Genomic DNA, 19,943 nt, shown 5'->3' with positions numbered 1-19,943 from the left:
GGCAAGACGCCCGCCCTTGGGGCGCGCGGCTGGCGCTATTGTTATGATAGCTTCAGGCGGTTGCGCAGAGCGCGACAGGGGCCGATTCTGCTTGAAAACATGGGCGGTCACAGCGACAGCCGCACCTGGTGGCGCCCGCCGTCGAGCGGCAACCGCACCCCCTGGTCATCCACCGCGATGCATTGTCCGTCGAGCAGCGCCCGCGAGATGCCCCGGCAGCGCCGCGAAGGCATGTCCACGCCGATGGCATAGTGGGTCGAGCCGATGCGCAGCGTGGCCTCGAAGCCCGGCCAGTGCGCCGGGATGCAGGGGTTGAGCCGCAGGCAGGCGCCTTCGCGGCGCAGGCCCAGAATGCCCTCCACCCCCGCGCGGTACATCCACCCGGCCGATCCCGTGTACCACGTCCATCCCCCGCGCCCGGTGTGCGGCGCCACGGCGTAGACATCGGCTGCGACCACGTAGGGCTCGACCTTGTAGCGCTGCGCTTCATCAGGCGTGCGGGCATGGTTGATGGGGTTGAGCAGCGCGAACAGCGCGTGCGCCTTGTCGCCCTGGCCCAGTTCGGTGAAGGCCAGCACCGTCCACATGGCGGCGTGGCTGTACTGCCCGCCGTTTTCGCGCAGGCCGGGCGGGTAGCCCAAGATGTATCCGGGATCGCGCAGGGTCTGGTCGAAAGGCGGGGCGAACAGCAGGGCCAGGCCGTCGCCGGGGCGCACCAGGTGCTGCTCCAGCGCGGCCATGGCGGTGGCGGCACGTGCCGGCTCGGCCACGCCCGAGAGCACGGCCCACGACTGCGCGATGGCGTCGATGCGGCATTCCCCGCTGTCACGGCTGCCGAGCCAGGTGCCGTCGTCGTAGGTGGCGCGGCGGTACCAGGCGCCGTCCCAGGCTTCGCGTTCGATGGCCTCGCGCACCCGCTCGGCATGGGCCTGCCAGCGCTGGATGCGTTCATCGTCGTGGCTTTGGTTGTGACTTTGTGCCAGCGGCGCGAACAGGGCGATGGTGCGCACCAGCAGCCAGCCCAGCCACACGCTTTCGCCCTGGCCGCCCGCGCCCACGCGGTTCAGGCCGTCGTTCCAGTCGCCGGTGCCGATCAGCGGCAAGCCGTGCGCGCCCGTCAGCGCCAGGCACTGGTCGAGGCCGCGCGCGCAGTGTTCGAACAGCGAGGCAGATAAGTCCGCCGTCGTGGGCTGGAAGAACGCGTCGGCCTCACCGGGGTGCAGGGCCGGGCCGTCGATGAAGGGCACGGGCGTATCCAGGATGGCGGCGTCGCCCGAACTGGCGACATAGCTGGCCACGGCATAGGCCAGCCAGACCCGGTCGTCCGAGATGCGGGTGCGCACACCCTGGCCGGAATGGGGCAGCCACCAGTGCTGCACGTCGCCTTCGGGGAACTGGCGCGCCGCGGCGCGCAGGATGTGGCTGCGCGCCTCCTCGGGGCGGGCCAGCATCAGCGCCATGCTGTCCTGGAGCTGGTCGCGAAAGCCGTAGGCCCCGCTGGCCTGGTAGAAGGCCGCGCGGGCCCGGATGCGGCAGGCCAGGGTCTGGTAGAGCAGCCAGCCGTTGAGCATGATGTCCATGGCGCGGTCGGGCGTGCGCACTTGTACCGCCCCCAGCACATCGGCCCAGTGCGCGGCCACCTCGGCCAGCACGGCGTCCAGGTCGGTTGCGCGGTAGCGGGCGACCAGGGCCAGGGCCTCGGCTTCGGAGCCGGCGTGCCCGAGCAGGGCCAGCACCTCGACCGAAGCGCCGGGGGCCAGTTCCACCACGCACTGCAAGGCCGCGCAGGGGTCCAGGCCGGCACCGTCCGCGCTGCCCAAGGCTTGGCCGCCCAGCAGCGCGGCGGGCGCGCCCAGGCTGCCGCCACGGCCCAGAAATTCCGTGCGGTCGGCCGTCCAGGCGGTCTGCCGGCCGCCCAGGTCGGCGAAGGCAACCCGGCCTGGAAAGGCCGTGCTCCAGGGCTTGCGGGCCAGCAGGGTGCCGCTGGCCGCGTCGAAAGCCGTGACGATGAACGGGGCCGACGCACCGCGCGCGCTGCCCAGTACCCATTCGGCATAGGCCGTGACCGACAGGCGGCGCGGCGCGGCCGAGTCGTTGCGCAGCGTCAGGCGCGAAATCTTCACCGGGTCGGCCAGCGGCACGTACTGCAACAGGTCCAGCGCGATGCCCTGTGCCACATGCGCGAAACGGCTGTAGCCGTGGCCGTGCCGGGCTTCGTACAGGCCGTCGTCGCGCAGCGGCTGGGCGGTGGGCGTCCAGAGGTCGCCCGTGGCTTCGTCACGCACGTAGAAGGCTTCGCCGCAGGGGTCGGCCACGGGGTCGTTCGACCACGGCGTGAGCTGGTTCTCGCGGCTGTTCTCGGCCCAGGTGTAGCCGCTGCCCTCGGCCGAGGCCTGGAAGCCGAAGCCGGGGTTGGCCACCACGTTGATCCAGGGCGCGGGCGTGGTCTGCCCGGCTTGCAGCCGCACCACATATTCGCGGCCTTCCTTGGCGAAGCCGCCCAGGCCGTTGAAGAACTCCAATTCCTGCACGGGCAGCTCGGACGCAGGTGCCGGTGCGGCACGGCGGGCCAGCGGGGTCGGTGGCAACGTGGGCGGCTTCGGAGGGGAAGCGGGCAGGTGCGCCAGTTGGTCGGCAATGCAGCCGTGGCGCGCTGTCAGCACCACCCGTGCCACCGCTGGCAGCAGTGCGCGGGCGCTGGCATCCATCAGGTCGGCGCGCAGCATGTGCACCGTGCCTTGCGCCAGCTCCGCGCCCAGGCGCGGGCGCGACTGGCTGCTACGCACGGCGGTCTCGATGGCAATCTGGAGATCCTGCACGTAGGAGGAGGCGCGTTCGTTGACGATCACCAGATCCACCGCAAGCTGCTTCATGCGCCAGTATTCGTGGGCGCGCAGCAGTTGGCGCACCTGGGCCATGTCCTCGGTGTCGTCGATACGCAGCAGCACGATGGGCCGGTCGCCCGACACCGCGTGCGGCCACAGGCCGGACTGCGGGCCAGCCCCGCGCAGCAGCGCCTGCGGCGGCGCGCGCAGGCGCCGGTCGGCGTAGAGCAGGGGTGCGGCCAGGCGCTGGAAGTCTGCTGCCTCGTCGGGCTCCACGCCCAGGTGGCGCAACTGCACCTGGGCCTGGGTCCAGGCCAGGGTCTTGGCCCGCTCGAAAGCGCTGCGGTCATGGTGCTGGTCGATCAGGTCCAGCAGTTCGGCCCGGCTGGCGGCAACCACGGTCCAGAACGCCACCCGGGCCATCCCGCCAGGGGGCACCAGAACGCGCCTGCGCAGCGCGAACACCGGGTCGAGCACGGTGCCGGTGGTGTTCGACAGCGGCTGGCCGGCCGCGATGGCCGCGGCGTTGCCGGTCGTGCCGGCCCGGCCCAGGAAGCGGGCCCGATCCGACTCGTACTGCGGGGCCGCGGCCAGCGCGCCCTCCACCACGGCGAAATGCGCGGCCCATATCTGCGGTTCGCCCGGTGTGCGCGGGCGGCGGGTGGCGATCAGCGCGCCGAACTCGGCCAGATGCTCGGTGATGACGAACAGTTTGGAGAACGCCGGGTGGGCGTCGTCCGAGGCCTGCGGGCCCAGCACCAGTTCGGCGTAGGAAGTCAATTCGATCTCGCGCGGGCGCCGCCCGCCGTTGGCCAGCGACAGGCGGCGCACTTCGCCGTCGTCCTCGCCCGAGACCAGCACGTCCATGGTGGTGGTCAGGCGGCCTTCCTGGCGGGTGAAGGTGGCATGGTCTTCGCCGAACACCACTTCGCAGTCGTGGGCGTCGCCCGCCAGCGGCCGCGCACAGGCCGACCAGGTGTGGCCGCTGCGCGTGTCGCGCAGGTAGATGAAAGCGCCACAGTCGTCGCGGGTGGCGTCCTCGTGCCAGCGCGTCACGGCCAGGCCGCGCCAATGGCTGTAGCCGGCGCCCGCGGCGGTCAGCATGACCGCGTAGCGCCCGTTGGAGAGCAGGTGCGTGACGGGCGGGCCGCCCAGCGCCTCGGCGCCCATGCAGCGCACCGTCGGGGCTTGCGCTGCGGCATCGTCGCGCGAGGCCCGTACCTCCTCGGCCCGCGGGCGTTCGATGGCGACGTTGCGCGGCATGCGCTCTTGCAGCAGCAGTTCGCTGGCCTGGATCATCGGTTCGCGGTGGAAGCGCGAGCGCATGCGGCCCTCTTGCAGGGCGTTGGCGATGGCCACGATGGTCATGCCCTGGTGGTGGGCCATGTAGCTGCGCACGACGGCCACGGCCTTGCCCTCGGGCAGGCGGGCGGGCGTGAAGTCCAGCGCCTCGTAGAAACCGTGGCGGCCCAGCGCGCCCAGCGCGGCCAGGCGGGCATAGTTGCGGCAGGCCGCCTGCGGCTCCACCATGGCAGCCAGGCCGGTCGCGTAGGGGGCGATGACCAGGTCGTCGGCCAGTCCGCGCTTGAGCCCCAGGCCCGGCACGCCGAAGTTGGAATACTGGTAGGTGAAGTCCAGATCGCGAGCGTTATAGGCCGATTCTGAGATACCCCAGGGTATGCCGTGCGCGGCCCCGTAGGTGGCCTGGCGCTGCACCACCAGGCGGCTGGTCTGCTCCAGCAGGCTGCCGAGCGGCGCGCGCATCACCAGCGAAGGCATCAGGTATTCGAACATCGAACCCGACCAGGAGATCAGCGCCGCCCCTTTGCCCACGGGTGTAGCGGGGCGGCCCAGGCGGAACCAGTGGCGCGTGGCCACATCGCCCTTGGCGATGGCGAACAGGCTGGCCAGCCGGGCCTCGGAGGCCAGCAGGTCGTAGCAGTTGGCGTCCAGGCGCTGGTCGGCCAGCGCGTAGCCGATCGACAGCAGCTTGCGCCGGGGATCGACAAGGCAGGCGAAATCCATGCCCAGCGCCATGGCCCGCGCCGCGTCGGCCAGTGCTTGCAGCCGCGGGGCGAGCTGGGCGGCTGCGCCCGCGCCGTCGAGGCTGTCGCGGCCATGCGCGGTGGCGGTACGGCCCAGGGCTTCGATCCAGAACACCAGGTCGTCAGCGGCATCTTCCCCGGTCGGCAGCAGGCTGCGCGCGGTGGTGGCGGCTTTGTCGGCCAGCCGGCCCAGTGCGGGGGCCAGGGCTTCAAGGGCCAATGGCCCCTGGAGCAGGGCCGCCATGTCGTCGAGCAGCGTGGCGATCGCCTGTCCGCCCTGTCCGCGCGCGGCGGGCAGGGCGGCGGCGGCATGGCGGGCCAGGTGCAAGGTGTCCTGGGTGCCGATGCGGGCCTGCGTGGCGGGGGCGGCGTCCATCCATTCCTCGCAGGCGTTGGCCAGGGCGATCAGGTGGCCGGCCAGGTTGCCGCTGTCCACCGACGAGACATAGGGCGGGTCGAGTGCGCGCAAATCCTCGGTGCCGTACCAGTTGAAGAAATGGCCGCGCCAGCGCGGCAGTTGTTGCAGGGTTTCGAAGGTGGCTTCCAGCCGCTCGAGCGTCTCCAGCGTGCCCGCCCAGCCGAAGTCGCGTGCCGCGACGGTGGCCAGCAGGTAAAGCCCTATGTTGGTGGGCGAGGTGCGACGCGCCAAGATCGGACGCGGGTCTTCCTGGAAGTTGTCGGGCGGCAGCATGTGGTCGGCCGGTGTCACGAAGGTCTCGAAGAAGCGCCAGGTACGCCGCGCGGTCAGGCGCAGTGCGTGCGCCTGCGCCGGTGGCAGCAGGTGCTGCCGCGCAACGGCGGGCGGCTTGCTGGCCCACAGGGCCAGCCCGGGCGCGGCCAGCCACAGCAGCGCGAAAGGTAGCGCCAGCGGCCAGGACGGTGGCGCATAGGCCGCAGCAGTTGCCGCCATGGCGGGCCCGAGCAGCGTGCCGCCCGCCATTTGCCGGTAGAAGCCGGGCAGGTTCAGGCGCGGGCGCCGGGCCGACTGCGCGGCGGTGGTCCATTCGAGCAGGTGGCGGCGTGTGGCCAGCAGGCGCGCCAGCGTGCGCACCACGGCGTCGCCCATGCGCCAGGCCTGGTCGGGCAGGAAGGCCAGCATCAGCAGGGTTTGCAGGCAGGCCAGGTGCAGGTCGGCCGCCAGTGCGTTCAAGTGACTGCGCAGCCGCACATCGGCGCGGCGCGGCCACGCACTCCAGAGCGCGGGCAGGAAGGCGGGCAGTGCGAGCGCGGCCAATGTCAACGGCAGCGCCACCCAAGCCTCTGGCACGGGCAGCAGCCAGCCCGCACCCAGGGCCAGCAGGGCCGAGGGCGCCAGCAGCGAGCGCCGCAGGTTGTCCAGCATCTTCCAGCGGCCCAGCGCGGGCAGGGCCCGGGGCCGCAGGATCCAGGGCAGAAGCTGCCAGTCGCCGCGGGTCCAGCGGTGCTGGCGGCGGGCGGCCACGTCGTAGCGTGCCGGAGCTTCCTCCACCAGCTCGACATCCGAGGCCAGGCCGGCGCGTGCGAAAACGCCTTCGAACAGGTCGTGGCTGAGCAGGGTGTTCTCGGGCACGCGCCCGTGCAGCGCGGCTTCGAAGGCGTCGATGTCGTAGATGCCCTTGCCGGTGTAGGAGCCTTCGCCGAACAGATCCTGGTAGACATCGGAAACCGCCGCCGCATAAGGGTCCATGCCGCCGGGGCTGGAGAAGACGCGCTGGTACAGCGAGCCTTCGTGGCCGACCGGCAGCGAAGGGGTGATGCGCGGCTGCAGGATGGCGTAGCCGCCCACCACGCGCTGCAGCGCGGTGCTGAAGCGGGGCCGGTTCAGCGGGTGGGCCATCTTGCCAATCAGCCGCTGTGCCGCGCCGCGCGGCAACCGGGTGTCGGCGTCGAGCGTGAGCACGTAGCGCACGCCGGGCGGCACCTGGGGCGGGGCGCCGTCCACGGGCGTGAATGTGGTGTCGGTGGCGCCGCGCAGCAGGCGGTTGAGTTCGTGCAGCTTGCCGCGCTTGCGCTCCCAGCCCATCCAGGTGTTCTCGGCCGGGTTGAAGACGCGGCGCCGGTGCAGCAGCAGGAAGCGGTTGCCGCCGTCGGGGCCGGGGCCGTGGCGCAGGTTCAGCGCCGCGATCGCCCGCGCCGCCCCGGCCAGCAGCACGGCGTCGGAGGGCAGTTCGGCCTGCTGCGCGTCGGCGCCGTCGGTCAGCAGGGCAAACACCAGTTCGCCGCCGCCGCTGGCGAGGTGGTGGATTTCCAGCCGCTCGATCTGTTCGGCCAGGTCGGCGGCACTGGTCAGCAGGGTGGGCACGGCCACCAGGGTGCGCAGCGGGGCGGGTACGCCCGCCGCCAGCTCCAGCCCCGGCAGCGGCATGGTGCCCAGGCGCCAGGCGACGGCACGGTTGACCAGCGCAGTCGCCGCCTCGCTGGCGGGCAGCAGCAGCGCCAGCGCCCACAGCGCCAGGGCGCCGGTGGCGGCACCCACACCCACACCCACACCCACACCCGGTAGCAGCGTCAGCGCCAGCCCGAGCAGCGCCGTCGTGGCCACCAGGAGCGCGCCCAGGTAGCCGTCGAGGCCCAGGCGTGCGGGCCAGCGGCCCAGCCGCAGGCGCAGCGGCGGGCGAAAGCCGATGGTGTGCTCCAGCGCGCGCCGGCCTTCGGCGATCAGGTGGTAGCCGGGGTCCGCCGCGCGTTCGGCCTCGGCCGCGTCCGTCAAGTGTGCGGGGGCGGCCCGCGCGGCGGCCAGCGCGTGGCCGGCGATGTCGAGTTCCGAGCAGGTGGAGCCTCGCGCCAACTGCTCGATCGCGCTGCGGTAGAGGTTGCGGCTGGGAAAGTCCATGGCGGCGAAACCGCTGCCCGCGCCCAGGCAGGCGTCCACCAGGCTGACGCTTTCGAACAGGTCGGCCCAGTCGATGTCGGACATCAGCCGCATGCTGGTGATGATGTTGCGCACGCTGACGTTGGAGGCGCCCTGACGCTGCTGGGCATGCCGCACCGCGTCGTCGATGGTGACGCCCTGGGTTGCGAGGCGCTCTTCCAGCCAGCCCAGCGCCGGTGTGGTGCGCGGGTCCTGGTCGCGCAGCCGCTTGGCCAGTTGCGCGGCGAACAGTTCGGACAGCGGCAGGGCCGAGCGGGTGGCAATGTCCGTCGCCAGCGCCGAGGCGGCCCGGCCCGGCGCCATCAGCCCGGCGGCCAACTGGTCGGCTTCGGCGCGGGCCAGCCGGCCGGCAGTGATCTGGTCGGCCAGGCGGCGCAGGTTTTCGACCAGCACGATGCGCAAGGTGATGGCCACCGCCCACAGCTCGCCGATCGTCAGCGGCTGCACCCGCTGGTAGGCGGCGATGAAGCGCCGCAGGGCTTCGGGGTCGAACAGGCTATCCGTGTGGGCGACGAAGGCCCAGGCCAGACCGAATACACGGGGGTAGCCCGCGAAGGGCCCGGCGGCCAGCTTGGGCAACTGGCGGTAGTAACCCGCGGGCAGGTCGTCGCGGATCTCGCGGATCTGCTTTTCTACCAGGTGGTAGTTGTCGAGCAGCCATTCGGCCGCGGGCGCCACCCGGCGGTTCTGCTCCAGCTCGGTGGCGTTGGCCCGGTAGGCGGCCAGCAGCACGCGGGCGTTGTCGTCTAGCCGCACTTGCAGCGGCAGCACGCCGGGCGGCTTGCGGGTGACGGCTTGCGCGGCGGCCAGGCTCTGCGCGTGCTGCTCCAGGCGCTCCAGGCCGAACAATTCCTCGCGCACGGGTGCATGGCCGTCCCAGGGGGGCGGCAGCAAGCCGCGCCCCCAGGCGCGGCGCAGCAGGGCGTTGATGGGGGTGCGCGCGGGTTGCGGCAATGAAGGCGGGGGCGGGGTGGGGGTCAGGATCGGCGCGTCGCCGGGACGCTCCCAGGTTCGCGGCTCGCCGCCGCGGGGGCCAGCCGGTCGCAGTGGAAGCCGGCGAACCTGTGCCCGCCGGAGCCGAAGGCGATGCCCCGTACGTCCTTGGGTCGCTGGTTGCGCGCGTCGGGCCAGGCCGGCGCTTCTTCGGTGGCCGGCGGCGAACCCTGCTCTCGTTCGAGGCGGATGGCGCGTACCAGCCGGTCGTAGCTGGCACCGCCATGGCGCGGCGCGGCGGACACGGGGATCGCCGTGCGCGGGTGATCGTCGTCGTCATCCGAGGACAGGATGTTTCCGCCTTCGCCCACGAGGTCGTGCAAGGCGGTCGAAAGTTCTGTCGCCGAATTTTGCAGGGTCTGGGTCATGGCGTGCTCGCTGGTTCGGGGCGTGACTGCGCAGCCGCTCCATGCACCAGCCGCGCTGGTGCATGCGGACCATCGCGGCACACGCCTCTGGCACAGAGCATGGGTGCAGCGCCGCCGGGCGTCTGTACGGTGGCGCACCGAACTCTGTGAAACCCAGGCCGGCTGGAAGCCCCTCGGGCCTATACTGGATTGGCCCGGGAGACTGTCGGACTTGCCGAACACGCCAAACCCATCGCGCCCGGCATCGCCCCAGCGATCAGGCGCATCCTTGTTTGCGTAAGTCCTATGCGTAAGCCGTGGCCATGGAGACCGCCGATGACCTTGCAGGACGAGCCCCGGCAAAACCGCTTGCTTGCCGCACTGCCCGATGCCCAGTGGCTGCGCTGGCAGCCGCATCTGGAGCCCGTGGCGATGCCGCTGGGCCAGGCGCTGTACGAGTCCGGCAGCCGGCTGAGCCACGTCTATTTCCCCACCACTTCCATCGTCTCGCTGCTGCATGTGCTGGAGGACGGCTCTTCGGCTGAGATCGCGGTCGTCGGCTTCGAAGGGCTGGTCGGCATTTCGCTGTTCATGGGCGGCGAATCGACGCCCAGCCGTGCCGTGGTGCAAAGCGCCGGCCAAGGCTTCCGGCTGCGGGCCGACTTGCTGATGCAGGATTTCAACCGCGCCGACGCAGTGTTGCACCTGCTGCTGCGCTACACCCAGGCCCTGATCACCCAGATGGCGCAGACGGCGGTGTGCAACCGCCACCATTCCACCGACCAGCAGTTGTGCCGCTGGCTGCTGCTGAGCCTGGACCGGCTGCATTCCAGCGAACTGGCGATGACGCAGGAACTGATCGCCAACATGCTGGGCGTGCGCCGCGAGGGCGTGACCGAGGCTGCGGGCCGGCTGCAGGAGGCCGGGCTGATCCGCTACCGGCGCGGGCACATCACGGTGCTCGACCGCCTGGGGCTGGAGCGCCGTTCCTGCGAATGCTATGCGGTGGTCAAGAAGGAATACGACCGGCTGTTGCCGCCGCAAACACCTATTGCTCCGGCCCCATGAACCTTCGGGCGCCGTTTGCCTGTGGCAGTGCGTCCACGACGCGCGACTGCAAGAGGCCGGATCACGCCAAATCAACCGCCGATACGATCTGGCAAGCATGCCTGCTCGGCTGCTGCGCGCTGCAGTGCCGACCTCGCTGGAAATTCAGGACAGATCTCCTGAAACTCGTTGCCAATCAGGCATATTTTGATAGCTGCTTCGGCAGGCGGTACAAGCGCCGTGGCCGTTTTTGGCACATGTACTGCACGCCGGGCCCCGCTGCGGTTGCGCGCCCGATAATGCCCGCATGGCAGCCCCCACCCCCAGTACGGCGCAGGCGCTCATCCTCGCGGCGGGCCGCGGCGAGCGCATGCGCCCACTGACCGATACCTGTCCCAAACCTCTGCTGCCCGTGCGCGGCAAGCCGCTGATGCAGTGGCACATGGAAGCGCTGGCGCGTGGCGGCTGCGCGCGCACCGTGGTCAACACGGCCTGGCTCGGCGCGCGCATTGTGGCGCATTTCGGCGCCGGCGTGGTGCCGGGCCAGTCCATCGCCTATTCGCGCGAGGACGAGGATTTCGGCCACGCGCTGGAGACCGCGGGCGGCATCGTGCGCGCGCTGCCGCTGCTCGACGAGGTGTTCTGGGTCGTCGCGGGCGACGTATTCGCGCCGGATTTCGCGTTCGAGGCGCGGGCCGCCGCGCAGTTCGCCGCCAGCGGGCGGCTGGCCCATCTGTGGCTGGTGCCCAACCCGCCGCACCATCCGCGCGGCGACTTCGGCATCGCCGCCGACGGCACGGCGCTCGCGCATGCGGACACGGCCTTCACCTATTCGACCATCGGCCTGTACCGCCGCGCCTTGTTCGCGCCGCCGTACTGCGGCATCCCGGCCGGCAACCCCGCGGGCGTGGCCGTGCCGCTCGCGCCGCTGCTGCGCCGGGCCATGGAGGCGGGCCGCGTATCCGCCGCGTTGTACACGGGTGCCTGGACCGACGTGGGCACGCCGGAGCGGCTGGCGGCGCTGGGCGGCGCCACGGCATAGCGCCTGCATGGGGACTGCGCGGCGCCAGGCGGCGCACGCGCCGGATTGCTACCATGGCCGCATGAACACCGTGTACGCCCAACGCCGCGCGCGCGTCGCCCACCAGATCGGCCCCGACGGCATCGCCATCATTCCCACCGCCCCGGAGCGCCCGCGCAACCGCGACGGCGACTTCCCCTACCGGCACGACAGCTACTTCTACTACCTCACCGGCTTCACCGAGCCCAACGCCTGGCTGGTCATCACGGGCGACGGCCACTCCACGCTGTTTTGCGCGCCCAAGGACATGGAGCGCGAGATCTGGGACGGCTACCGCCTGGGCCCCGAGGCCGCGCCCGAAAAGCTCGGCGTGGACGCGGCGCATTCCGTGGCCGAACTGGATGCCAAGCTGCCGCGCCTGCTGGAAAACCGCGACGCCGTGTGGTACCCCTTCGCGACCCACCCGGGGCTGGAGACGCGCGTGGACGGCTGGCTGGCCAAGGTGCGTGCGCGTGTGCGCGCGGGCGCGCTGTGCCCCGAGACGCAGCGCGACCTCTGCGGCGTGCTCGACGAAATGCGGCTTTTCAAGGACGCGCACGAGCAGGACGTGATGCGCCAGGCCAGCCGGATCAGCGCCCGCGCCCACGTGCGCGCCATGCAGCGCAGCGCGCGCATGCTGCGCGAAGGCAGCGACGTGCGCGAATACCACCTCGACGCCGAACTGCTGCACGAGTTCCGTCAGGGCGGCTCGCAGTTCCCGGCCTACACCTCCATCGTCGCCGCGGGCGCCAACGCCTGCGTGCTGCACTACCGCGCCGACGCCGCGCCCGTGCGCGCGGGCGAGCTGGTGCTGATCGACGCCGGCTGCGAACTCGACAGCTACGCCAGCGACATCACGCGCACCTTCCCCGCCGACGGCCGGTTCAGCGGCCCGCAGCGCGCGCTCTACGATCTGGTGCTCGCCAGTCAGCATGCGGCGGTGGCTGCCACCCGCGCGGGCAACCGCTTCAACGACCCGCACGAGGCCACGGTGGCAGTGCTGTCGCAAGGGTTGCTGGACCTGGGCCTGCTCGACGCCGACAAGGTCGGCGGCCCGGCGGACGTGATCGCCAGCCGCGCCTACTTTCCGTTCTACATGCACCGCACCAGCCACTGGCTGGGCATGGACGTGCACGACTGCGGCAGCTACGTGGAGCCCACCGAGGTCGGCCAGGCCAGCGAGCGCCGCGACCCGCTCAGCGGCGAGACCATCGTCAACCGCCCGAGCCGCATCCTGCGCCCGGGCATGGTGCTGACCATCGAGCCGGGCCTGTACGTGCGCCCCGCCGAGGGCGTGCCCGAGCAGTTCTGGAACATCGGCATCCGCATCGAGGACGACGCCATCGTCACGGCGCAGGGCTGCGAGCTGATCACGCGCGGCGTGCCGGTGGAGGGCGCAGAGATCGAGGCGCTGATGCGCGGCTGAGGCCGTGGGCTTTCGGGCCGGCGCCGGCATGCCCAGTACCGGCGCGGTTCATCCTAGAAACGGCAGTTGACCGCTTTGTATCCCTTGACAAGCCGCATGAAATCAAGCGTTGACGGCTTCGATGGCGTTCACCTCGTGGGTGAGGGCGCTATGCACCTGCCAGCACCGCGCTCGGCGCGCCATGCGGCGTTGCTCCTCCTTGCGGGCAGTAGCCCGCCGCGTCGTCGCGCCTTGCCTGGCACCCCGATCACGGCACCGGCAGGCGCATCCAACTGCCGTTTCTAGGTTCATCGCGGCAGGGGTGTTGCCAGCACCTGGGTCTGCGCGCCGCGGCACACCGCCTCCGCACCGGCGGGCTGACTTCCCCGTGCGGGGTGCTCCCCGTATCGAACAGCATTGCCACAGTACACGACAGTATTCGATCTGCGCGGCCACCGAGCGGCGCATGGCCCCGGCGGGGCGGCGCGGGCCTGCTGCACCGGGGCGGCGGGCAGCTTGGCGGAGGCGAAGTTGGAAGCAGCGGGCATGGCAATCACGTTTTGGCGCATCTTGCCGTCAACGCGCGCGCCGCGCGTGGCCCTGCTGCGGGCCCGGAGGGCTCCGGCATCGTCACGCCGCCATGCCGAACAGCCGGCCCACGCCCGCCGTCGTGCCCATGGCCAGCGCGCTCCAGAACGTGACGCGCCACGCGCCCCTGGCCATGCTGGCGCCGCCCGCGCGCGCGGCCCAGGCGCCCAGCGCCGCCAGGCACGCCAGCGATGCCACACTGACCCACAACATGCGACCCTGGGGCGGCGCCAGCGCCGTCACTGCCACGGGCAGCAGCGCACCCAGTGCGAAGCTGGCGGCCGAGGCCATGGCGGCCTGCACGGGCCGGGCCGCCAGCGCGGCGGTGATGCCCAGTTCGTCGCGCGCATGGGCGGCCAGCGCGTCGTGGGCCATGAGCTGTTCGGCCACCTGGTGCGCCAGCGCGGGTTGCAGGCCGCGGTGCACGTAGATGGCGCTCAGTTCGCGCAACTCGGCTGCCGGGTCGTCGCGCAGTTCGTTGCGCTCGCGGGCCAGGTCGGCGTTCTCGGCATCGGCCTGCGAATACACCGACACGTATTCGCCCGCCGCCATCGACATGGCGCCCGATACCAGCCCCGCCACGCCGGCCAGCAGGATGGCGCCCTGGCCGGCGTTGGATGCGGCCACGCCCACCATCAGGCTGGCGGTGGAGACGATGCCGTCATTGGCGCCCAGCACGGCGGCGCGCAGCCAGCCGATGCGGTCGGTGTTGTGGAATTCGGCGTGGCGGTACAAGTGGCGCATGGCTTCTCCGGTTGCGTTGGCGGTAGATGGGGTGGCACAGGATAGTGGCTACGCCGCCAGCCCCGCGGCATGCCCGCGCGTGAAGGCCTCCTCGAACACCGAGTAGCCGGCCCAGTCGGCATGGGCGAACGACAGGTGCGCGGTGCCGGGCACAGGCACGGATTGCTCATTTTTTAATAGCTGCCACCGCTTGTCATTCAAGCGCTGGGGGCCGATTTCATTCAAAAACGCCAACTGCCCCGGCACCGGCACCGCCATGGCGTGGCCGTAGCGTGTGACCTCGATGCGCGTGGCGCGCTCGGCGATGTCTGGATGGGGCGCGGCCAGCTCGGCCAGGATGGCGTCGCGCCACGCGCCCCAGGGGCGCTCCAGCAGCATGCGGCGGGCCTCGGGCGCGGTGCCCAGGGCCTGGTACCAGGTCAGCACCGTGGGGCCGGGGCGCGGGTCGAGCGACTGGTGGCGCGCGTCCACGTAGCCCAGGCCGGGGGCGCCGTGGAGCACGTTGTCCCAGGCCGGCGCGGCGCCGGCGCGGTCGGCCAGCGGCGCGTCCAGGCGGATGTTGGCCACGGCCCAGGCCGCGTGCGGCGTGCGCGCGGCGGCGGCGCGCAGGAAGTCCGGCGCGGGCTGCACCACGCGCGCGGCCACGAACACCGGCAGCGCCACGATGCAGTGGCCCGCGCGCCAGCGCTCGGTCTGCTGGGTTGCGTGGTCCCAGGCATCGACCTCCACGCCGGCGCGGGTTTCGGCGATGCGCAGCACCGTGCGGCCCGTGGCGATGCGCGCGCCGCAGGGCGCGGCCAGGCGGCGGGCCAGCCAGCCGTTGCCTTCGGGCCAGGTCAGCAGGCCGGCTTCGGGGTCGTCGCCTTCCTGCGCGCCCGACCCTCCCGGTACGTGGAAGCCGTGGCGGCTGGCGAAGTAATGGATGCCGGCCCAGGCCGACACGCAGGCGCTGCCCGCGCCGTAGTCGTCGCGGCAGCAGTAGTCCAGGTACCAGCGCAGTTGCGGGTCGGCGAAGCCCTCGGCGGCCAGCCAGGCGTCGAAGGTCTGCGCGTCCAGCGCCAGGTGCAGCGGCAGTACGGGCGCGCGCAAGGCCGGCATGGCGAAGCGCGCCTCGCGCCGCAGCGCCTCCACGCGGGCGGCGAAGCGGCGGTAGGCGGCCAGCGTGGCCGCGCCCACGCCCAGCCAGGGCAGCAACCCTTCCTGCCACGCGCCCTGGAAGTAGAGGCGCTCCTGCGGGCTGTGGCAGAGCGTGCGCTCGTCGTACACCCAGCGCCCGGCCACGCGGCGGCGCAGGCCCAGTTCTTCGAGCAGGTCCTGCACCTCATGCGCGTCGTCGCCGGGCACGGGCAGGTAGTGCGCACCCAGCGGGCAGGCGATGCCGTTCACGCTGCCGGCGCGGCTGTTGCCGCCGGCATGGTCTTCCATCTCCAGCACGGCGAAGTCGTCCACGCCGCGCTGGCGCAGCGCGCGCGCCGCCGCCAGCCCCGCGATGCCGCCGCCGGCCACCAGCACCTGCGCCCGCCGTGCCACCGTGGCCGGCGGCCAGCCGCGCACGTCGCGCAGGGCATGGCCGCGCTCCACGGCGGTGCCGTTGAAGTCGCCTGCGATCTCGCGCGCAGGCCCGCAGCCCGCGAGCGCGGCGGCACCCGCGCCAGCCAGCAGCGCGCGGCGGCGGAGCGTCAATGCGTGGCTACCTTGCCCCATTCCTGCTCGTAGGTTTGCACCAGCACCTGGTTGGACAGGCGGTTCACCTCGGCGGGCACGCGCGCCATGTCGAGGGGGAAGTCGAACAGCAGCGGCAGCGTCTGCGGCGACAGGAAGCGCAGGCCCGGCGGCAAGGCCGTGGGCAGGCGCCAGGGCCGGTGGCTGGCGATCACGTAGCCCCATTCGCCGAAGCTCGGCACGTGCGCGTGGTAGGGCGTGGCCGCGAGGCCCACCGATTCGACGGTCCGCACCACGCTCCAGAAGCTCTGCCGCGCCACCAGCGGCGAGGTGGTCTGGATGACCGCGTAGCCGCTGGCCGACAGCCGCTGGTCCAGCAGCGCGTAGAAGCTGGCGGTGTAGAGCTTGCCGATGGCGAAGTTGGTGGGGTCGGGGAAATCAACCACGATGACATCGAAAACCTCGCTGGTTTTCTCGAGCCACCCGAAGGCGTCGGTATTGACGACGTGCACCTTGGGGCTGGCGAGCGCGTGGCCGTTCAGGCCCGCCAGCGTCTCGTGGGTGGAGAACAGCCGCGTCATGTTCGGGTCCAGCTCGACCAGCGTGACGCTCTCCACCGACGGGTACTTGAGTATCTCGCGCACCGCCATGCCGTCACCGCCGCCCAGCACCGCCACCTTCTTCGGCGCGCCGTGCGCGGCCATGGCGGGATGCACCAGCGCCTCGTGGTAGCGGTACTCGTCGCGCTCGGCGAACTGCAGGTTGCCGTTGAGAAACAGCCGGTGCCCGCCGCGCCCGTTGGTGACCACGATGCGCTGCCAGGGCGATGTGGCGGCGAAGACGATGCGGTCCTGGTAGAAGCGGTCTTCGGCCACCGAGGTGATGCGCTCCGCCCCCGCGAACGCCGCGCCCAGCACTGCCAGGGTCAGCAGGCCCGCGGCCGCATGCGCGCGCCGGCGCGGCAGCTCGAAGCGGAACATCCACAGCGCCCACAGCGCCACGCAGGCGTTCATCAGCCCGAACAGCAGCCCCGTGCGCACCAGCCCGAACTGCGGCACCAGCACCAGCGGGAAGGCCACGGAGACGGCCAGCGCACCCAGGTAGTCGAAGGTCAGCACCTGGCTCACCAGGTCCTTCAGCGCCACGTTGCGCTTGAGGATGCGCATCACCAGCGGAATCTCCAGCCCCACCAGCAGGCCCACCAGCAGCACCATGGCGTAGAGCACGAAGCGGAATGCGCCCGGTATGTAGGCATTGGCCAGGAACAGCGCCGCTGGCAACAGCCCGCCGGCCAGCGCCACCAGCAGCTCGATGCGCAGGAAATGCGCGGGCAACTGGCGCTCGAAATAGCGCGACAGCCACGAGCCCCCGCCCATGGCGAACAGGTAGGCGCCGATGACGGTGCTGAACTGCAGCACCGAGTCGCCCAGCAGGTACGAGGCCAGCGCGCCCGCCGCCAGTTCATACAGCAGCCCGCAGGCGGCGACGACGAAGACGCTGGCGAGCAGGGCGATTTCGACGGGGCGCGAAGCAGACCGGGGGATGGGTTCGTTCACGCCAGCACCGCATCCAGTTGCCGTGCCAGGGGAATGCCGTCCTGCTCCACGGTCAGCCAGCCGAACACGGCGCGGCCCTGGCTGGCGCGCGCCCACAGAGCGCCCACCTGGCTTTTCTCGATTTCATACGGGTCGTTCACAAGATGCGCGCCCTTGAACTCCAGCAAGGCGACACGCCCGTCCAGCAGCTCGGCCACGAAATCGGCATAGAAATACCCGCGCGACGTGGGCAGCCCGAAGCCGCAAGGGGCCGTATCGAGGTTGCGCACCCAATGGCGCACCTGGGGATGGCGGTCGATGAGCTGCGCGCACTGGAACTCCTGCCCACCCTCCTTCAAGTCGGCCAGCACGGGAAAGTAATGCTTGGGAAAGCGGTAGCGCCCGGCGTAGCGCGACGCCACGGGCGCCGGGTAGCGGCCAGGCACGAACACGTGCGGATGCGCCCAGTCGGGCTCCACCAGCCAGGCATCGCCGCCCTCCTGGGCCAGCACCTTTTGCCGGAAAGCGCGCCGCGCCGCCGCGTCGCGCAGCGCGGCCACATGCGCCTGCACCTTGCGCGCCAGTTGAAAACGTCCCTGCGCCAGCGCCACCAGCGGCACCCCGCAGGCATGAAGCTGGTGGCCGACCACCGCCGCCAGATATGCGCGGCGCTGGCCTTGCGTCAGGTAGTCCAGCGGCTTGAAGAGGGACTGGTCCAGCCAGCCCACCAGCGTGTCGGCGGTGATGGTGCTGCCGCCATAGTCCATCGCCATCTGCCCGCTGCCCAAGGGGCGCAGCGCCACGCGGGCGCCGTCTAGGTCGATCTCGAAAACGTCCGCCTCCTGCACCACCTGGAAACCCGGCAGGTGCACCGCCTGGGGCGAGAGCAGATCCAGCTCCACCGCCTCCAGCACCGCATCGCGCTCCAGCGGCCAGAGCGGCGCCTGCGCATCCAGCCGGTAGCCCAGCGGCGGCAGCGGCGCGAACGGCACGCCCCGTGCCGCGGGCGCGGCCTGGGCCGCCACCAGCGCGTTGTGCTGCGCCACCTGCGCGCGCACCTGCTCCTGCTTCTTGGCGCCGCGCACCTGGGCCAGCAGCACCTCCTCGGCCTCTGCTCCGATATGCCCCGCCACCACCACTTGCTGCACGCCCGCCACCTCGCGCGCCTGCACGCCGGGCAAGGCCAGCACATCGGGCGTGGCCGCAACCGCTTCAAAATTGGTAGCTACTGGCGCTTGATGGACGGGCGCTGGAGCCTGATTTTCTTCAGACCCATCGCCCCACAGCGGCAGGCTGGCCTGCGGCGCGATCATCGAGGCCACGTCCAGCGCCTCGAAGCCCATGTGCTGGATCAGCCGGTCCGCCAGCGCGTGCGCGGCCTGCGAGAACTCCGCCGCGCACACATGGGCATAGGCGCGGTTGAGCGCCTCGCGCCCGCGCCGCCGCGCATAGGGCATGCGCAGCACCCGGCCCAGCAACTGCTCCACCGCCGTGGCGCTGGTGAGTTTTTGCAGGCTGCACAGCACGTAGGCGAAGGGGCAGTCCCAGCCCTCGCGCAGCGCCTGCACGGTGATGACGTAGCGCACCGGGCAGTCGCGCGCGGCCAAATCCACCTCGTCGAGCCCGCGCGTGGTGCCCGTGGCAATGACGATCTGTTCACTCGGCAGCTTGAGTTCGTCAATGAGGTACTCGCGCAACTTCTCGGGCGGCATGTCCTCGCCCGCGTTCATGGCCTGGAAGAGCACGATGGGGCGCACGTAGCCCAGGCCCGCCGCCTCGTCCTTGAGCGCCTCGGCCTCCAGCGCCCGCTGCGTCTGCGCCGCGCCGAACACGGCGGCGGGCCAGCCCTCGGGGTGCTCGGCCAGCACGATGGGCAGCTTGATCATGTCCTCCGCCGCCAGCTCCTGCGCGCTCACGTGGTAGAGCACATTGGTACTGGCGGCAATCGGCGTGGCCGTCAGTTCCAGAATGCACGCCGGCGCCAGCCGCTGCAAGGCGGTGAAGCTCTTGTCGGTCTTGGCGTTGTGCGCCTCGTCCACGATCAGGACGGGCCGATGCAGTGCCAGCCAGTTCGCCAGGCTCCAGCGCGGCTGGCCCACGAAGCCCGCCAGCACGCCGGAGGCGTCCCGCGCCGCGTCCTCGGCCGTCACCAGAGCATCGGGCACGCTTTGCAAGGCCGCCAGCATCCGGCGCTCCACACCCTTGAAATGTCGCTCGAAGCTCTCGGAAAAGCCATAGACGTTGCGCTGGCCCGCATCCTCGATGCGAAAGCTCTGGATGGTCGCCACCACCACGATGGCCGCACGCCCCCACTCGGGCGGCGCCACTTGCGCCACGTCCTCCAGCGCGCACACGCGCAGGCCCTCGCCATAGGCATCGGCCAGCGCCGCGCGGTAGGGATGGCCGGGCGTTTGCAGCGCCCGGAGCGTCTGCGCGCGGATGGCGTCGCTGGGCACCAGCCACAGGGCCACCGGCGCATCCACCCCCGCCCACTCGCGCGCCAGCAGCGGCACGGCATGCGCGGCCAGCACCGTTTTGCCGCCCCCGGTGGGAATGCGCAGGCACACGCAGGGCACGCCGCCGAATGGCTCGGCGTTGTAGGGGCCGCCCGCCAGCCCGGCAAAGGCGCCGGCCGGGCCCTGGACCCGCGCCGCGCGGGCGAAGGCGGCCAGGGTGTCCAGGGCGGTTTGCTGGTAGGACTTGAGGGTGAGGGGAGTCATGGATTGGGGTGGATTGGATTGGATTGGATCGGAGCCAATTGCCAAACGCAACTCTTTGATTCGTATGGTTTTTTGAAAATTAATTGGTTAAGGGTTGGCTAAAGATTGGCTGGATTGGCCG

General features: G+C 71.4%; 9 protein-coding genes. 3 read left to right on the top strand and 6 right to left on the bottom strand.

What is annotated here, in order from left to right; genetic code table 11:
• Positions 1 to 107: 107 nt before the first annotated feature.
• Positions 108 to 8,651 (bottom strand): glycoside hydrolase family 94 protein, encoded by an 8,544-nt coding sequence (locus PY257_RS10330; RefSeq protein ID WP_419095695.1) that lies wholly within the window; start codon positions 8,649 to 8,651, stop codon positions 108 to 110.
• A 47-nt stretch (positions 8,652 to 8,698) separates the two neighbouring features.
• Positions 8,699 to 9,082 carry a hypothetical protein gene (locus PY257_RS10325; RefSeq protein ID WP_275741428.1) on the bottom strand — a complete coding sequence of 128 codons (384 nt, stop codon included), beginning with the start codon at positions 9,080 to 9,082 and terminating at the stop codon, positions 8,699 to 8,701.
• Between the two features lie 315 nt (positions 9,083 to 9,397).
• On the opposite strand from PY257_RS10325, the gene PY257_RS10320 reads away from it, so the two are divergent.
• From PY257_RS10320 to PY257_RS10310, 3 genes are all read left to right on the top strand, one after another.
• Complete coding sequence (locus tag PY257_RS10320; RefSeq protein ID WP_275741426.1) at positions 9,398 to 10,129, top strand: Crp/Fnr family transcriptional regulator; 732 nt, start codon at positions 9,398 to 9,400, stop codon at positions 10,127 to 10,129.
• Positions 10,130 to 10,415: 286 nt separating this feature from the next.
• Positions 10,416 to 11,150, top strand: coding sequence for a nucleotidyltransferase family protein (locus tag PY257_RS10315; RefSeq protein ID WP_275741424.1), 735 nt, complete (start codon positions 10,416 to 10,418; stop codon positions 11,148 to 11,150).
• A gap of 61 nt (positions 11,151 to 11,211) precedes the next feature.
• Complete coding sequence (locus tag PY257_RS10310) at positions 11,212 to 12,594, top strand: aminopeptidase P N-terminal domain-containing protein (protein ID WP_275741422.1); 1,383 nt, start codon at positions 11,212 to 11,214, stop codon at positions 12,592 to 12,594.
• 609 nt (positions 12,595 to 13,203) lie between these two features.
• On the opposite strand, the gene PY257_RS10305 is transcribed toward PY257_RS10310, so the two are convergent.
• From PY257_RS10305 to PY257_RS10290, 4 genes are read right to left on the bottom strand one after another with little or no spacing between them, the layout of a single operon-like run.
• Positions 13,204 to 13,905, bottom strand: coding sequence for a VIT1/CCC1 transporter family protein (locus PY257_RS10305; protein ID WP_275741420.1), 702 nt, complete (start codon positions 13,903 to 13,905; stop codon positions 13,204 to 13,206).
• A gap of 48 nt (positions 13,906 to 13,953) precedes the next feature.
• The gene (locus PY257_RS10300) at positions 13,954 to 15,609 is read right to left on the bottom strand and encodes an FAD-dependent oxidoreductase (RefSeq protein WP_419095691.1); all 1,656 of its coding nucleotides are present in this window, start codon (positions 15,607 to 15,609) and stop codon (positions 13,954 to 13,956) included.
• Positions 15,585 to 17,123, bottom strand: coding sequence for a polyamine aminopropyltransferase (locus PY257_RS10295; protein ID WP_275741415.1), 1,539 nt, complete (start codon positions 17,121 to 17,123; stop codon positions 15,585 to 15,587). The genes PY257_RS10300 and PY257_RS10295 overlap by 25 nt, the downstream gene beginning before the upstream one ends.
• Complete coding sequence (locus PY257_RS10290; RefSeq protein WP_275741413.1) at positions 17,120 to 19,822, bottom strand: DEAD/DEAH box helicase family protein; 2,703 nt, start codon at positions 19,820 to 19,822, stop codon at positions 17,120 to 17,122. The genes PY257_RS10295 and PY257_RS10290 overlap by 4 nt, the downstream gene beginning before the upstream one ends.
• Positions 19,823 to 19,943: the final 121 nt, after the last annotated feature.

The organism is Curvibacter soli, assembly GCF_029211125.1.
GTDB classification, from domain to species: Bacteria; Pseudomonadota; Gammaproteobacteria; order Burkholderiales; family Burkholderiaceae_C; genus Curvibacter_A; species Curvibacter_A soli.
This window is presented reverse-complemented; position numbering and strand designations above follow the sequence as displayed.